General features: G+C 29.8%; 13 protein-coding genes. 3 read left to right on the forward strand and 10 right to left on the reverse strand.

From position 1 onward, the window contains the following. Positions 1–7 precede the first annotated feature (7 nt). Both H8S20_RS08400 and H8S20_RS08405 read right to left on the reverse strand, forming a co-directional pair. Positions 8–1,384: an MBOAT family O-acyltransferase gene (locus tag H8S20_RS08400; protein ID WP_186859838.1), complete on the reverse strand. Its 1,377-nt coding sequence runs from the start codon at positions 1,382–1,384 to the stop codon at positions 8–10. Between the two features lie 73 nt (positions 1,385–1,457). Further along, the gene (locus H8S20_RS08405; protein ID WP_186859839.1) at positions 1,458–1,946 is read right to left on the reverse strand and encodes a DUF4358 domain-containing protein; all 489 of its coding nucleotides are present in this window, start codon (positions 1,944–1,946) and stop codon (positions 1,458–1,460) included. A gap of 328 nt (positions 1,947–2,274) precedes the next feature. Between H8S20_RS08405 and H8S20_RS08410 the strand changes: the two genes are divergently transcribed. Next, entirely contained in the window at positions 2,275–3,006 is a 732-nt protein-coding gene (locus H8S20_RS08410) for an N-acetylmuramoyl-L-alanine amidase family protein (protein ID WP_243177581.1), read from the forward strand. Between the two features lie 110 nt (positions 3,007–3,116). After that, complete coding sequence (locus tag H8S20_RS08415) at positions 3,117–3,533, forward strand: hypothetical protein (RefSeq protein ID WP_032117692.1); 417 nt, start codon at positions 3,117–3,119, stop codon at positions 3,531–3,533. A 244-nt stretch (positions 3,534–3,777) separates the two neighbouring features. Here the strand turns inward: H8S20_RS08415 and thiI are convergent, their stop codons facing one another. The 4 genes from thiI to H8S20_RS08435 all read right to left on the reverse strand — a co-directional run bounded on the left by thiI (position 3,778) and on the right by H8S20_RS08435 (position 9,844). Next, complete coding sequence (gene thiI / locus H8S20_RS08420; protein ID WP_186859841.1) at positions 3,778–4,935, reverse strand: tRNA uracil 4-sulfurtransferase ThiI; 1,158 nt, start codon at positions 4,933–4,935, stop codon at positions 3,778–3,780. Beyond that, on the reverse strand, positions 4,932–6,077 hold the full coding sequence (locus H8S20_RS08425) for a cysteine desulfurase family protein (protein WP_186859842.1): 1,146 nt from the start codon (positions 6,075–6,077) through the stop codon (positions 4,932–4,934). Before H8S20_RS08425 ends, thiI begins: the two co-directional genes overlap by 4 nt. Positions 6,078–6,193: 116 nt before the next feature. Next, the gene (locus H8S20_RS08430) at positions 6,194–7,066 is read right to left on the reverse strand and encodes a DegV family protein (protein ID WP_366455896.1); all 873 of its coding nucleotides are present in this window, start codon (positions 7,064–7,066) and stop codon (positions 6,194–6,196) included. A gap of 198 nt (positions 7,067–7,264) precedes the next feature. Next, positions 7,265–9,844: a calcium-translocating P-type ATPase, SERCA-type gene (locus H8S20_RS08435; protein ID WP_186859843.1), complete on the reverse strand. Its 2,580-nt coding sequence runs from the start codon at positions 9,842–9,844 to the stop codon at positions 7,265–7,267. 158 nt (positions 9,845–10,002) lie between these two features. On the opposite strand from H8S20_RS08435, the gene H8S20_RS08440 reads away from it, so the two are divergent. Further along, positions 10,003–11,643: a putative manganese-dependent inorganic diphosphatase gene (locus tag H8S20_RS08440; protein ID WP_186859844.1), complete on the forward strand. Its 1,641-nt coding sequence runs from the start codon at positions 10,003–10,005 to the stop codon at positions 11,641–11,643. Positions 11,644–11,672: 29 nt separating this feature from the next. Here the strand turns inward: H8S20_RS08440 and H8S20_RS08445 are convergent, their stop codons facing one another. The 4 genes from H8S20_RS08445 to H8S20_RS08460 form a co-directional block, all read right to left on the reverse strand. Continuing rightward, a complete protein-coding gene (locus tag H8S20_RS08445; RefSeq protein ID WP_243177583.1) occupies positions 11,673–12,518 on the reverse strand; it encodes an aminotransferase class IV in 846 nt (281 codons plus the stop codon). Beyond that, positions 12,509–13,153: an HAD-IB family hydrolase gene (locus H8S20_RS08450; protein WP_186859845.1), complete on the reverse strand. Its 645-nt coding sequence runs from the start codon at positions 13,151–13,153 to the stop codon at positions 12,509–12,511. The genes H8S20_RS08445 and H8S20_RS08450 overlap by 10 nt, the downstream gene beginning before the upstream one ends. A 297-nt stretch (positions 13,154–13,450) precedes the next feature. After that, positions 13,451–14,644 carry a pyridoxal phosphate-dependent aminotransferase gene (locus H8S20_RS08455; RefSeq protein ID WP_186859846.1) on the reverse strand — a complete coding sequence of 398 codons (1,194 nt, stop codon included), beginning with the start codon at positions 14,642–14,644 and terminating at the stop codon, positions 13,451–13,453. A gap of 11 nt (positions 14,645–14,655) precedes the next feature. Then, a complete protein-coding gene (locus H8S20_RS08460; protein WP_032117685.1) occupies positions 14,656–15,483 on the reverse strand; it encodes a PHP domain-containing protein in 828 nt (275 codons plus the stop codon). Positions 15,484–15,542: the final 59 nt, after the last annotated feature.

Genomic DNA, 15,542 nt, shown 5'->3' on the forward strand with positions numbered 1-15,542 from the left:
TCACCACCTAAAATCTAAAATATAAGAAAGGATTATAAGTAGCATCTACTAAATAAGCTATAGAAATTAAAAATATACACATTAAAATCACAGTATTTATCAATTTATTTTTAATAATTTTTTTATATGCTATTTCAATTATAGGAGTTGAAAATAACGTTGCTATAATTAAGGTTAATCCATAATTTCTTATATAATAAAGCCAATCTATCCCGCCAGTCATATTAAATAACTTTATAAATAGAATTTTAAGCTGACTTAAATCTGTTACTGAGAATAAAGCCCATCCTATTAAAATAAAGAAAATTGAATATATGTGAGAAAATACTTTATGTTTTTCTAAGAACTTTAAAAGACCTAGCTTTTCAATTCCTATAAGAATAAAGAAATAAATTCCCCACATTATAAAATTATAACTGGCTCCATGCCAAAACCCTGTTAAAAACCATACTACAAATAAATTAAATACAAGTCTACCTTTATTAACTCTATTTCCACCTAACGGTATATAAACATATTCTCTAAACCAAGATCCTAATGTCATATGCCATCTTCTCAAAAACTCTGTAATACTTCTTGATATATATGGATTATTAAAGTTTTGAGGAAAATTAAAGCCTAACATTTTTCCTAATCCAATTGCCATTAATGAATAGCCACTAAAATCAAAGTATATTTGAAAAGCAAAAGCTAAAACTCCAAGCCAAGCTAAAACAGATGATATATTTGAAAAGCCTATACCTTCAATCTCTGTCCAAAGCATACCAATATTATTTGCAATTAAAACCTTTCTACCTAAACCTAATATAAATAACTCTATACCTTCTTCAATCTGATTTATATCCATCTTTCTATCTTCTAGCTCTTTATTAATATCTGTGTATTTTACTATAGGCCCTGCTATAAGTTGTGGGAAAAGACAGACAAAGGCTCCAAAAGAAATAATATTTTTTTCAGCTTTAACCTTACCTCTAAAAACGTCTATTGTATAAGACATAGTTTGGAATGTATAAAAACTAATACCTAATGGAAGCGTAATCTTTACATGATTTAATGCTAATCCTAATATTGAATTTATATTATCTATAAAAAAGTTAAAATATTTAAAGAAAAATAACATACCTAAATTAAAGCATACAGAAATGCATAATAGACTAATTTTAATATTCTTCCTTTCTCTATATCTTTCAATTCCTCTACTTACAAAATAATCAACTACTATTGATGAAATCATAATTAAGAAATATTTAGCTTCTCCCCAAGAGTAAAATATTAAGCTTAATATAAGTAAACTAAAATTTTTATATTTCTTAGGTGTTAAATAATATATCCCTAATGCTATTGGTAAAAATCTAAAAATAAATAAAATACTACTAAAAACCATGGTACTCTCTCCATTTTAAAATTTATTATAAAAATAAGGAGCTGACAATCAGCCCCTTTAAATTTAAAATTAATTACTTAATTGCATCCTCATAAGTTTGAATTGCTTCAGCAGCTACATCATCACTGAATATTAATAATGAAACAAAATTTCCATCTACTTCAACCTTTGCTTTTTCAGCAACTTCTTTTTCATCTGGATAGAATGCTGCACCTACTCTATCTTCTAAAACCTTATCTACAGAAGCTTTAACAGCATCTACCTTTCCATCTTTAGCCTTAACAACCATCGCAAATCCTACTCCTGGACTTCTTCCAGTTAAAGCTATTCCATAGCTTTCTACGTCATCTAAATTTAAATGATAAATATCTTTAGCCTCTTCCTCAGTCGGTTCCATAGGCATCGGAATATACTCTTTTAATTTTTCAACTACATCTTTAGGTGATACACTTGAAGTTTGTTCTACTGATGATCCATTTCCTCCTTCAGGCTTTGATCCACATCCTGTTAATGTAGCACCTACCATAGCAGCTACTAATAAACTTACTAATATCTTTTTCATTTTGAGCACCTCTCTAGTTAATAAATATTAAAATAATTTACAAATTTAATACTACAACAAATCTCAAAAAATGCAATTTTTCTCTTAATAACTTTTGCATTCCTTCTTATGTTATTATTATTTTCTCTCATTAGACTACAAATACCCTTAAATTGTTCCAGTAAAAAAAAATTTTTTTTTACTTTTTGTGAACATATTTGCATAGTCATCGATTTTTACCATATATTTACATAACATCTTCCCATTGCTATACTATTTATATATTTAATCTAGTAATTAAGAGGTGTTTATGGAACCATCAAACTTTAATTTAGATTACAGAAGAAAAATGCTTCGCAAGCGTAAGAAAAGGCGACAAATAATCACGAGCGCAATTTTAATTTCTCTTATTTTATTTCCACTAATACTTTCTATAAAAAGTGAAAGTAATTTTATTACTACTATTCAAAAAGTTGATGACTCTGATAAGAAAGAGTTTATTGTGTGTATAGATGCTGGTCATGGTGATTGGGATGCTGGTACCGTAGGTGTTTCCGGATGTGAAGAAAAAGATATCGCATTAAATATTGCATTAAAATTAGGTGAGTTACTAAGTTCTGAAGATGATATTAAGGTTATTTATACTAGAACCTCTGATTCTTTACCTTGGTTAAAAACTGCTAACGATAGTTTAAAGGAAAGAATAAAAATTTCTAACCTCGCAAATGCAAATTTATTTATATCACTTCACTGTAATAGCAATTATGATGACACAAATGCAAAAGGAGTAGAAACATGGTATAACCCTTCTTTAAAAGCTAATGAAGACTTTGCTTCATATCTCCAACATGAATTAAGCAGCTTAAACTACACAACTAACCGTGGTTTAAAGTTTTATGAAGATAAAGATGAAGCATTAGCTGTTCTTGAAAAAACTAATGCAACCTCTGCTTTAGTCGAATTCGGTTTTATTAGTAATTTTCAAGATGAATATTATCTTAAATCTAAACCTGGCCAATCAGCTTGTGCAGAAGCAGTATATAAAGGCATAATTGATTATAAAAACTCTTTATCGCAATAAATTATATAAATGTTTATATTTGTATACACATTTATTATTTTATAATTATGTTTTATATGATATAATGATATTAGCAATAGTAGAATTTTTTAATAAAAGGAGTTTTTGAAATGGGTTTCAAAGATAAATTAGGCAAGTATTATTCAGATGCATACATGCAAAAATATGGGGATAGAATGACTAGTGTTTCTGGTACTATTTTATCAGTAAAAACTGAAACTAAGAGCATTTTAGGTATTTTTAATAAAATAAGAGTATATCTAGTTGTTAAACCTGAGGCAGGAAAGCAAGTAGTTAAATGTCAATATAAAATGAACAAATGGTTTAAGAAACCAACTTTTATAGATGTTAACCAAGGTCACAAAGTAATTATTATGGGAATCAAGGGTGAAAAAGGTAAGGCTGAAGCTGATACAGTAGTTGTTTCTAATATAGCTAACTTAACTACTAAGAAAGACCTACATCCATTTGATCATGCACAAATTAAAAAAGCTAGACAACAAGCTACAAAAATGAGATCAAGATAATAAAAAAGGAACTGCAACTGCAGTTCCTTTTTTAATTCCGCACTAAATTGGCAGTCCAAAAGTCGACTTCGTCGAGTCCAAGATTGCCTACGACAGTCCAATATATTTACTTCGTAAATGTCCAAAGGCTTTTTAAATTCTAAGTCACTACTATTGGATATTGTAAATCTCTTGGTCGTCACAAAGTGACCTCTTGGACTTTGACGAAGCCAAACTTTTGCCCAAAGTTCTTCGCACTTTCCTTCTAATATGTAATAATCTCTGTTTCTTCTATAGCCTTATTAACTAAAGCCTCTATATCTAACACTGATTCAGATTTTCTCATCTCTTCTAATCTTGGTTTTGTTTTAGGATGCTTTGGAACGAATATTGTACAACAATCCTCATAAGGTAAAATTGAAGTTTCGTATGTACCAATCTCTCTTGCAATATTCATAATATCAGTTTTATCCATTGTAACTAACGGACGGAATACTGGTCTATCTGCACAATCTGTACTTACTATTAATCCTTCCATAGTTTGAGATGCTACTTGCCCTATACTCTCCCCTGATGATACTGATTGAACTCCATTTCTTTCAGCTAACTCACAAGCTACTCTCATCATGAATCTTCTCATTATTATAGTTAACTCATCTTCTCTACATCCATTTATTATAGCCATTTGAATTTCTGTAAATGGAACTATATATAACTTAACCTTTTCAGCATATTCTGATAAAATTTTAGCTAATTCCTTAACTTTATCTTTCGCTCTTTCAGATGTATATGGATGACTATGATAATATACGCAGTTTAATGCTACACCTCTTCTTGCCATTAAATATCCTGCTACTGGCGAATCTATTCCACCTGAAAGCATAAGCATAGTGCTACCATTAATACCGTATGGTAACCCTCCGACAGCCTTTATCTTATCTTTACTAGTAAAGATATATGCTCCCTTTTCTCTTATTTCAACATTTACTAAACACTCTGGATTTTTAACATCAACCTCTAAACCTTCTCCATAATGATGTAATACATATCCACCAATATCTCTTGAAGCTTCTATAGAGTTTAATGGGAATTTCTTATTTGCTCTATTAGTTTCAATTTTAAAAGTTTTTGGTTTTATTTCACTAACCATTTTAAGAACTTCTTCTTTTATAGCAGTTAAGTCTCTTTCAACTTCTGTAACTAAACAAACTTCAACAACTCCAAAAACTTTTCTTACTCTCTCTACTGCGGCTTCAACATCTTGAGCCTTTATAAAGTATCTTCCTTGATCTACTACTATTTCGTATTCAATATCAGCTAATCTCTTTTTAATGTTATTCATTAGCTGTCTCTCAAATTTACCTCTATTTAAGCCTTTTAAAAATATCTCTGGTGCATATTTAACTAATATTAATTTATTCATCTTCTAACTCTCCTTAAAAATATAAGTGAACCTTTTAAAACTTCTATAGCTTTATCTACTTCTTCTTTAGTGTTTTCATAACTAAATGAAAATCTTATAGCACTTTCTATTTCTTTAGCATTAAGCCCTAATGCCTTAATTACATAACTACCTTTTGACATGCTTACCTTTGAACTACAAGCAGATCCTGTAGCTACATAAATATTTTGTTCCTCTAATAAATGTAGTAATACTTCAGATCTTACACCTCTAAAAGATACATTTAAAATATATGGAGAAAAATTCCCCTCTAAAGGACTATTTATTCTTATATCATCTATTTCTTTAAGTCTTTCTATCATATATTTTTTTAACTCATAAACTTTTTTATAAGTCTCATCTTTATGATCAAAAGTTATTTGAGCAGCCTTTTGCAATCCAATTATACTTGGTAAATCAACAGTTCCAGCTCTTAAGCCTTTTTCTTGCTCCCCTCCAGAAACTAATGGATTTAACACTATACCTTTTTTAATATAACAAAATCCAACGCCTTTAGGCCCATGAATCTTATGTCCAGCAACTGTCAAAAAGTCTATATTCATCTTTTTTACATTTATATCAAACTTTCCATAAGCTTGAACTGCATCAACGTGTAATCTTGCTCTAGTTGACTTCTCTTTTATAAGCTTTCCTATTTCCTCAATGTTTTGGATAGCGCCCATCTCATTATTAACATACATTATTGAAACTAATACTGTATCTTTAGTTATAGCTTCTTCTAAGTCTTCTAATGATATATTACCATATTGATCTACATCTAAATATGTAATTTTGACACCTTTATCCTCTAACTCTTTACATGTATTTATTATTGATCCATGCTCAAAAGAAGTTGTTATAAAATGATGTCCTGGTTTTAATAATCCCTTTAAAATAAAGTTATTACCTTCACTTCCTCCTGAAGTAAAGTATATTTCATCTTTATCAGATTTTATTGTTGAAGAAATATATTCTCTGCACTCTGTTAATCTCTTTTCACATTTAATACCTATCTTATGAAGTGATGATGGATTACCAAAATACTCCCTCATCCCATCACCTACAGCCTTTATAACTTCTTCATAAGGCTTAGTAGTCGCACTATTATCAAAATAAATATCCATATTATCACTCCCTCCTTTTATTATTTACTTATTTTATACATTAAATTCTTAATGTTTTTTATATAAAATTTTCCTATAAAAAAATAGACTTGTCAAAGACAAATCTATCCAATTCCTTATTCTCTTCCATTAGCAAAATAAAAAATTGCTACAGTCCCAGGCCCTGAATGTGTTCCTATGACTGGTCCTACGTGATTAACAACAATATCTTTTACGTTTATTTTTTCTAAAATTTTTTCTTTTACATACTCTACATCTTCTATACAGTCACCATGACTTATAAAAACAACCTGTTCTTCTGGATTTACTATCTCTTCAATTAACTTATTTACTAAAGCGCTTAAGGATTTTTTTCTTCCTCTAGCTTTTTCAACCGGTATTAATCTTCCTTCATTATCCACATGCATAACAGGTTTTATACTTAATAAAGTTCCCACTGTTGCTGTTGCTTTAGATACTCTTCCACCTCTATATAAATGATTTAAATCCTCTACTGTAAACCAATGAATAACTTTAAGTTTATTTTCTTCTACCCATTTTACTATTTCCTCTTTATCTTTGCCTTCTTTAAGCATGTTGTTTGCATAATACACTAAAAGACCTAACCCCATAGATGCACACTTGCTATCTATTACCGAGATGTCAGCATCACTATATCTTTCTTTTAAAGCTTCCATTGCAATATTAGCACTATTATAAGTTCCACTTAAAGCTGATGAAAAACCTATATAAATTACCTTATCTCCATTTTTAATATGTTTTTCAAATTCTTGTTCAAATTCATAAACATTTGCTTGTGCTGTCTTTGGCATCTCTCCACCTCTAACAGCTTTATAAAAATCTTCATATTTTAAAGTTTTCCCTAAATCGTCTGCTATGGTCATGTCTCCTAATGTTAGTCTTAGTGGAATAACTACTAAATTATTATCCTCTGTAAAATCATAAGGTAAGTCACAACACGAATCTGTCATAAGTATAATTTTATTCACTATAAAACCTTCTTTCCTTATAAAGTTGTAGTTCACATTATAGTCTAAATGATCTCTTATCTATCTTTAAATCTTTCACTAAATATTACCATAATATTCCTACTACTGCAATATTCCTAATTAGAATTAAAAAGATTTAATTCTCAATACTATATATATTATTATGAATAGAAGAAAAAGCCAGCTAAGCTGACTTTTTTAATTTGATTTTTTAGACTTAATTAATAAATAAATACTATTTATTAAGAAAATACTTCCTGAGAAGAATAGTACTAATGACCATTCCTTAAATCTTAATGGAACTGTATTAAAAATACTACCTAAGAAAGGAATATATAATATACTACATATCATAACTATTGATATTAATACTGCACCAACTAAATATGGATTAGTAAATAACTTAATTTCAAATATTGAATGTCTTTCTGATCTACATTCAAAAACATGGAATAATTGAGACATTACTAATGTACATAAAGCTATAGTTCTACATGTAGCTAAATCTAGCATATAGAATCTACCTACCATAAATGATAATAATGTGCATACTCCAATTAAACACCCTCTAACTACTATCTTTTCCCATAGACCTCTTGCAAATATACTTTCATCCTTTTCTCTAGGCTGTTGTCTCATTATATCTTTATCTGCTGGATCAACTCCTAGCGCAATAGCTGGAAGGCCATCTGTAGCAAGATTTACAAAAAGAATTTGTATAGGTGTAAGTGGATTTGGTAAATAAAATAATGATGCTAAGAACATTGTAAGAACTTCACCTAAGTTACAAGATAATAGGTATCTTATAAACTTTCTTATATTATCATATATTATTCTTCCCTCTTCTACAGCTGATACAATTGTTGCAAAGTTATCATCAATAAGCACCATAGCAGCAGCTTCTTTAGTTACATCAGTACCTGAAATACCCATAGCAACTCCAATATCTGCTTCCTTTATAGCCGGTGCATCATTAACACCATCTCCTGTCATAGCAACAATATTCCCTGTCTTCTTAAAAGCCTTTACTATTCTTAATTTATGATTAGGAGATACTCTCGCAAATACCCTAACCTTAGCTACTTTTTCCACAAGCTCTTTATCAGACATCTTTTCAAGTTCTTCCCCTGTTAATGCTTGGTCATCACTATTACATATATTTATACTTTTTGCTATAGCCAATGCAGTATTTTTATGATCTCCTGTAATCATTACAGGTTTAATTCCAGCCATCTTACATTTTAATACAGCATCTCTAACTTCTAATCTTGGTGGGTCAATACTTCCTGCTACCCCCAAGAATATTAAATCATTTTCTACTATATTATTTTTAACTACACCTTCATCCTTATAAGCTGCTGCAATACATCTTAAAGCTCTATTAGACATAGCTTCAATATAGTTATATATTTGCTTCTTCTTTTGAGCAGTTAAAGGTCTAACCTTACCATTTTCTAGTATTCCAGAACATCTTTCAAGTACTCTTTCTGGAGCACCTTTCATGTAGCAAACTTCTTTATTATGCTCTTGAATAATTACACTCATCATTTTTCTATTAGAATCAAAAGGTATTTCAAATGTTCTTACTCCACCTGAAACAAAAGCTTTTATATCTTTTGCATTCTTAAAGAATACTTTAATTAAAGCTGTTTCTGTAGGATCGCCCATAAGAGCCTTTTCCATATCTTTTTTAGAGTAATCATAATTTGTATCATTACAATATACAAAAGCCTTTTTTAACATTTCATGGTTTTCTGGCATTCCTTTATCTACTTCGTGTATCTTACCATTAACAAGAATTTCTTTTACAGTCATTCTATTTTGAGTTAATGTTCCTGTTTTATCTGAACATATTACTGATGTACATCCTAGAGTCTCAACAGCTGGTAACTTTCTAACTAAAGCATTTCTCTTAAGCATCCTATTAACACCTAATGCTAATGCAACTGTAACTATGGCAGCTAATCCTTCTGGAATCGCAGCAACAGCTAATGATACTCCTAATAAAAACATTTCTGCAATATCATTACCTCTAATTATTCCAAGAACTGTTACTATAAAACATATAACTAAACATATGGCAACAAGAATCTTTCCTAAAGAATCAAGCCTTATTTTTAAAGGTGATTTTTCCTCTTCGATATTATCAAGAAGATTTGCTATTTTCCCCATTTCAGTTTTCATTCCTATGGCATCAACTAGCAGAAGACCTCTTCCTTTTAATATTATAGTTCCCATAAAGCCTATGCATCTATTTTTATCCCCATTTTTGCCTACCTCTAGCTCTGCATCTTTGCTAACTCCTACTGATTCCCCTGTTAATAATGATTCATCCACCATTAAATTTTGACAATCAACAAAGTTACCATCTGCTGGAATTCTATCTCCAGCTTCTAGTACTACTAAATCACCAATAGTTAATTCTCTTGAATTTATAACTTTTATAGCCCCATCTCTAACAACTTTACAAGTAGGTGCTGCCAATTCTTGAAGAGCCTCTAAGGATTTTTCAGTCTTAAATTCTTGGATAAATCCTAATATAGCATTTACAAAAACTATTATTAAAATAGTAATGGCATCTGCTACGTCTCCCATAATCCCTGATATAATTGTAGCTCCGATTAGAACCCATGTAATAAAATCATTAAATTGAGATAAAAAAATTAAAAAAGGTGACTTTTTCTTATTATGTTTAAGTTCATTTAATCCATAACTCATTTGTCTCTTTTCTGCTTCTCTTGTAGATAATCCCCTAGTAAATTCCCTTTCCTGTATCACATTTTATCCTCCTTCATTAGAACTCTTCTATATATATATTAATGTTTATGTAATATATGAATAAGAGATGTCTATTTTTTCATTTACAAATTGTAATTAAATATATAGAATATTACTATATGCTTAGAATGCATTATAAACTTAAGGAGGAAATAAAGTTGAAAGATTTAATTTATGTAACTGGTCACAAAAACCCAGACTCAGATTCTATATGTGCAGCTTATGCTTATGCTGAGTTTAAAAACAAGACAGGAAACATTCCTGCAGTAGCTTGTAGACTTGGTACTCCAAACCAAGAAACTCAATTTATCTTAGATTACTTTAAAGCAGAAGCTCCAAAATTTTTAAATACTGTTAAGTTAAAAGTAGAAGACTTACAATTTGATTACATCACTCCAATTTCACCTGAAATATCTTTAAAGATGGCTTGGAAAATAATGAGTGACAAAAATATAAAAACTATCCCAGTAGCTGATGAAAGCGAACATCTATTAGGTGTACTTGCAGTTTCAAACTTAACATCTTGCTACATGGATATATGGGATAATCAAATATTAGCTAAAAGTAATACATCTTTAGATAACATCTTAGATACACTTGCAGCTAAGGCTGTATATATCAACCCAAATACAAAAACTTTCCCTGGTAAAATAGTTGTTACAGCTATGCAACCAGATAGCATGGTTGATCATATTGATGCAGGAGATATCGCAATAGTTGGTGATAGAGAGGAAGTTCAAGAAGCTTTAATTAAGCTTAATGTTTCTTTATTAATAATAACTGGTGCTCACGCTCCATCTGAAAATATAGTTAATTTAGCTAAAGAACATGGAGTAACAGTAATAGTTACTAACTATGATTCATTTACAACTTCAAGATTAATAATTCAAAGTATACCAGTTGGATATGTAATGGTTAAAGAAAACTTAGTTACTTTCACCACTGATGACTTAGTAGATGACATAAAGCCAATTATGATTGAAACAAGATTTAGAAGCTATCCTGTAACAGATCCTAACGGAAAAGTTTTAGGTACAGTATCTAGATTCCACTTAATTTCAAACCATAAGAAAAAAGTTATTCAAGTTGACCATAATGAAAGAGGTCAATCTGTTGATGGTTTAGAAGATGCAGAAGTAATCGAAATAATAGACCACCACAGAGTTGCTGATATTCAAACAAGCAATCCAATATACTTCAGAAATGAGCCAGTTGGAAGTACATCTTCAATAGTTGCTAAATGCTTCTTTGAAAATGGAATTAGACCTTCTAAGAAAGCTGCAGGGCTTTTATGTGGAGCTATAATCTCTGATACATTATTATTCAGAAGCCCAACTTGTACTCCATCTGATGAATATATATGCAGAAAGCTTGCTGATATAGCAGGAATCAACGTAGAAGAATTTGCTAAAGAAATGTTCAAGGCTGGTACTTCTTTAAAAGGTAAGACTGTGGCTCAAATCTTCAACCAAGACTATAAGCCATTTACTATAGAAGGAACTAAAGTTGGTATAGCTCAAGTTAACACTATGGATATCGAAGGATTCATGCCTTTAAAGGAAGAAATGCTTCAATACATGGAAACTAAAGCTAAAGAAGCTAATTTAGATATGGTTATGCTTTTATTAACTGATATACTTAACGAAGGTTCTGAAATATTAGTTGCTGGTAATGAGCCTGAAATAGTTGAAAAAGCATTTAAGGTTACATTAAAAGACAACGGTGCTTTCCTTCCTGGAGTTCTTTCAAGAAAGAAACAAGTTGTACCACCAATAACAAATACAATAACATCAGCATAATAAAAAAATCCAGCATTAGCTGGATTTTTTTATAATCTATTATCTTCTATACATTCATCTACCATCTGATTATATCTATCTATTATGCTTCTTAGCATTTCATTATGTGCATCTTTTTTCATATTGTCAACATAGGCTATTGGAAGAACCTTTGCTAATGATCCTGAAATAAACATTGCATCCATATCCTTTAATTCACTTTCTTTAACAGTTCTTTCTACAACTTCTATATTTAGCTCTTCTGCTATCAGCATAACCTTTGCTCTTGTTACTCCTAGAAGCACTGCTTTTCCTGGTGCTGTTATTAGCTTTTTATTCTTTATAAAGAATATATTAGATCTACTCCCTTCAGTAATATCACCGTTTCTATCAACTAATATAGCTTCATATGCATCTTGCTTTGATAATTCATCATTTATTAATTCCCTAAAGCTTTTGTTAACTATCTTTATATTTGGATTTTCTCTTTCTCCATGATAAAGAATCGTCTTAACACCATCAGCGTAATCTTTTTCTGATGGATATTTATGAGGTATATAGAATATCTTTAACTCTTTACTTAAAATATTATAAGTCATTTTCATATTTCCAAGTACATAATCATTAGCTTTAATAACTTTAGCAATACTATTTCTAAACTCTTCAATAGAAAATGGCATTTCTAAATTTAAAAGTGAAAAAGATCTTTTTAATCTTTCTGTATGGTCTTTTAGAAAAATAGGAGTCCCGCCTTCTATTCTAAAAACTTCATAAATAATATTTCCTTTATCACTATTATCATCTACGAAATCTTTTACTTCACATATTTCTCCATCTTTTAGATAGAACTTATTTATGGCCTCTACCTTCATTAAACTCTCTCCTTTTACTTCCATCTTAAAATCTCTATATTATGATTCTTATTATAATTAATAAGATATGGATTACCTACTAAATCTAAAAGCGGTAAGTCAGATAAAGAATCAGAGAACATATAAGAATTTTCATAATCAGCCTCTATATTGTTTTCTTTAAGATATGCTTTTAATCTCACTACTTTTTCATCTCTCTTGCAGTTATTACCACTCATCTTTCTAACAAACTTTCCATTTTCAAAAGTAAATCTTGTACCTATAATAAAATCTACATCATCTATTGCATAAAATTCATTTATATAAAACTCTGGTGATGCTGATATTAATATAACCATATATCCTTCAGTTTTTAACTTATGTATCATATCTAATGCATCTTTATAAAGAATTTTGCTTAATCTTTCATCATAAAACTTCTTAGTTAATACAGCCAGATCCTTCTCTTCTATATTTTCTATAAATTTTAAGAATGACTCTTTAACTCGTTTTTCATCATAAACTTTAACTCCATACATAAGTCCTGAAAATAAAGCTCTTGGTAAAAACTTAATATTCTTAATATCCTTAGATACTATGTACTTATAAAACTCCATAAGAGTTTCTTTTCTTGTTATAGTATAATCTATATCAAACAAAGCTAACTTAACTTTATCCATCTTCTCCTCCACCATAAATAATATCGTTCGCGAAGCTCACAAGAGAAATGTTAGCTAACGCTAAGAGAAATATGTCCTTCGGACAGATAAATTTTCACCTATGGTGAATAGAAATATGCCTACGGCAGATAAGTTGCCCATGCCGTAGACATATTCTTATCTGTGGCTTTAGTCGTATACTTCTCTTCAGCTTTTCAAACATTTCTCTTTTGTGTAAGCAAAATATTTCTCCGTAGCTTTAGCTACATATTTCTCTTGCCAAAGGCAATATTTCTCTTTGTGAGCATAGCGAACAACCTATTTCAACTTACTTATAAACTCTCTTATTCTACTAATTCCTTTTTCAATAGCTTCCATAGATGTTGCATATGATAATCTAATATAAGTATTTAATCCAAAGGCTTCACCTGGTATCACTGCAACATTTTCAATATCTAATAATAGTCTTGCAAAATCCAGTGAAGTATTTATAGTTTCACCGTTAATTACTTTACCTATATTATCTTCAATATTAACCATAATGTAGAAAGCACCTTGTGGTCTTATTGATTTTATACTATTTATTGAGCATAATTCTTTATACATATAGTCTCTTCTAAGCTCAAATTCTGATATCATAGAATAAATATCCTCTTGTGGTCCATTTAACGCTTCTAAAGCCGCATATTGAGCTATAGAGCATGTGTTTGATGTCATATGGCTTTGAATATTCGCCATGATCTTAGCAATTTCTGTTGAAGAAGCTGTATATCCTACTCTCCATCCAGTCATAGCGTAAGTTTTAGAGAATCCATTAATTACAATTGTTCTAGCTTTTATATCTTCGCCTAATGAAGCTATACTCACATGTTTTTTGCCATCATAAGTTAACTTTTCATATATTTCATCTGAAATAATTATTAAATCATTTTTTCTTGCAAATTCACTTATAGCCTCTAGTTCTTCTTTATTATAAACAGTCCCTGTAGGATTATTAGGATTATTTAATATAATAGCTTTACTTTTGCTAGTTACTACCTTTTCTAAAGCCTCTACATTATATTTATAATCATTTTCTTCTCCTGTATTTACAAATATAGGCTTTCCATCTGCTAATTTAATTAGTTCAGGATAGCTAACCCAATAAGGTACTGGTACAATGACTTCATCACCTGGATTTAATATAGCCATAAACGAATTAGCTAAAGATTGTTTAGCCCCTGTAGAAACAACTATTTGAGAAGCATCATATAGAAGTCCATTATCATCTTTTAACTTTTTGCATATAGCTTTTCTTAACTCTATAATCCCACTAGTTTGAGTATATTTAGTATTTCCATTATCCATTGCATCTTTTGCTGCATCTATGATATTTTTAGGTGTATTAAAATCTGGTTCACCTGCAGCAAAGCTTACTACGTCTACTCCTTTTGCTCTTAGCTCCTTAGCCTTAGCTGTTATCATTAAAGTTACAGATTGTTCTATTTTTTTTGCCTTAAACGATAGTTCCATATTTCCCCCAATTACCTCTTAGTTTTTATAAATTTGCTTAATAATAAATCATTTATTCCACAACTACCTATAGATTCATCATCAAAGTTTGCTCTTCCATGAAAATCACTACCTCCGGTAATTGATAGTTTATATTTCTTTGCCATATTAAAAAACTTATTTGTATCTATAGCAGAGTGACTTGGATGATATACCTCTACCCCATTTAATCCAAAACATTTTAATTCTTTTATGATATTTTCAACTTCTATCTTCTTATAAATCTGTCCTGGATGTGCTAAAACTGGTACCCCACCACTTTCTCTAATTATATCTAAAGCTTCTTTATAAGTTAATTTAAATCCCTTTACATATCCTGGTTTACCTTTAATCAAATAACTTCTAAAAGCCATCTTATAATTATCAAAATAGCCCTTTTTGACCATAGCATTTGCAATATGGCTTCTTCCTATTGTGGAATCTAAATCTACTCCTAAGTCATCTAATTTTATATTTATATCATATCCTTTTAAGTTATAAAGTATTTTCTCTACTCTTTTTAACCTCTGTTTATTAAGATTATTAACTAATTCTTTTAAACTACTATTTTCTGTATCTATAAAGTATCCTAGGATATGTAACTCCATCTCTTTATATTCAGCACTTAATTCTATTCCTGGTATTATTATTAAATCTTTATTATTATATTCTGTATTTACAATATATTGAGCTGCTATTGAATCGTGGTCAGTTATAGAAATGCATTTAATTCCTTTTCTCGTTGCTGCCTTTGCTATTTGTTCTGGTGTATATATTCCATCAGAATAGCATGAATGTATATGTAAATCTACTGATTTCATCTTATCCACCTTTTCCTCAAGTGAAATTCTTATCTATTTTTCCTTATTAATAAATATAT

The sequence above is a fragment of the Clostridium hominis genome, from assembly GCF_014287825.1.
Taxonomy (GTDB): Bacteria; Bacillota; Clostridia; order Clostridiales; family Clostridiaceae; genus Clostridium; species Clostridium hominis.

Excerpts from the sequence above, each read along its gene's own strand:
- H8S20_RS08400 (WP_186859838.1), bottom strand. The coding sequence starts at position 1,384 with ATGGTTTTTAGTAGTATTTTATTTATTTTTAGATTTTTACCAATAGCA.
- H8S20_RS08405 (WP_186859839.1), bottom strand. The coding sequence starts at position 1,946 with ATGAAAAAGATATTAGTAAGTTTATTAGTAGCTGCTATGGTAGGTGCT.
- H8S20_RS08410 (WP_243177581.1), top strand. The coding sequence starts at position 2,275 with ATGCTTCGCAAGCGTAAGAAAAGGCGACAAATAATCACGAGCGCAATT.
- H8S20_RS08415 (WP_032117692.1), top strand. The coding sequence starts at position 3,117 with ATGGGTTTCAAAGATAAATTAGGCAAGTATTATTCAGATGCATACATG.
- thiI (WP_186859841.1), bottom strand. The coding sequence starts at position 4,935 with ATGAATAAATTAATATTAGTTAAATATGCACCAGAGATATTTTTAAAA.
- H8S20_RS08425 (WP_186859842.1), bottom strand. The coding sequence starts at position 6,077 with ATGGATATTTATTTTGATAATAGTGCGACTACTAAGCCTTATGAAGAA.
- H8S20_RS08445 (WP_243177583.1), bottom strand. The coding sequence starts at position 12,518 with ATGGAAGTAAAAGGAGAGAGTTTAATGAAGGTAGAGGCCATAAATAAG.
- H8S20_RS08450 (WP_186859845.1), bottom strand. The coding sequence starts at position 13,153 with ATGGATAAAGTTAAGTTAGCTTTGTTTGATATAGATTATACTATAACA.
- H8S20_RS08455 (WP_186859846.1), bottom strand. The coding sequence starts at position 14,644 with ATGGAACTATCGTTTAAGGCAAAAAAAATAGAACAATCTGTAACTTTA.
- H8S20_RS08460 (WP_032117685.1), bottom strand. The coding sequence starts at position 15,483 with ATGAAATCAGTAGATTTACATATACATTCATGCTATTCTGATGGAATA.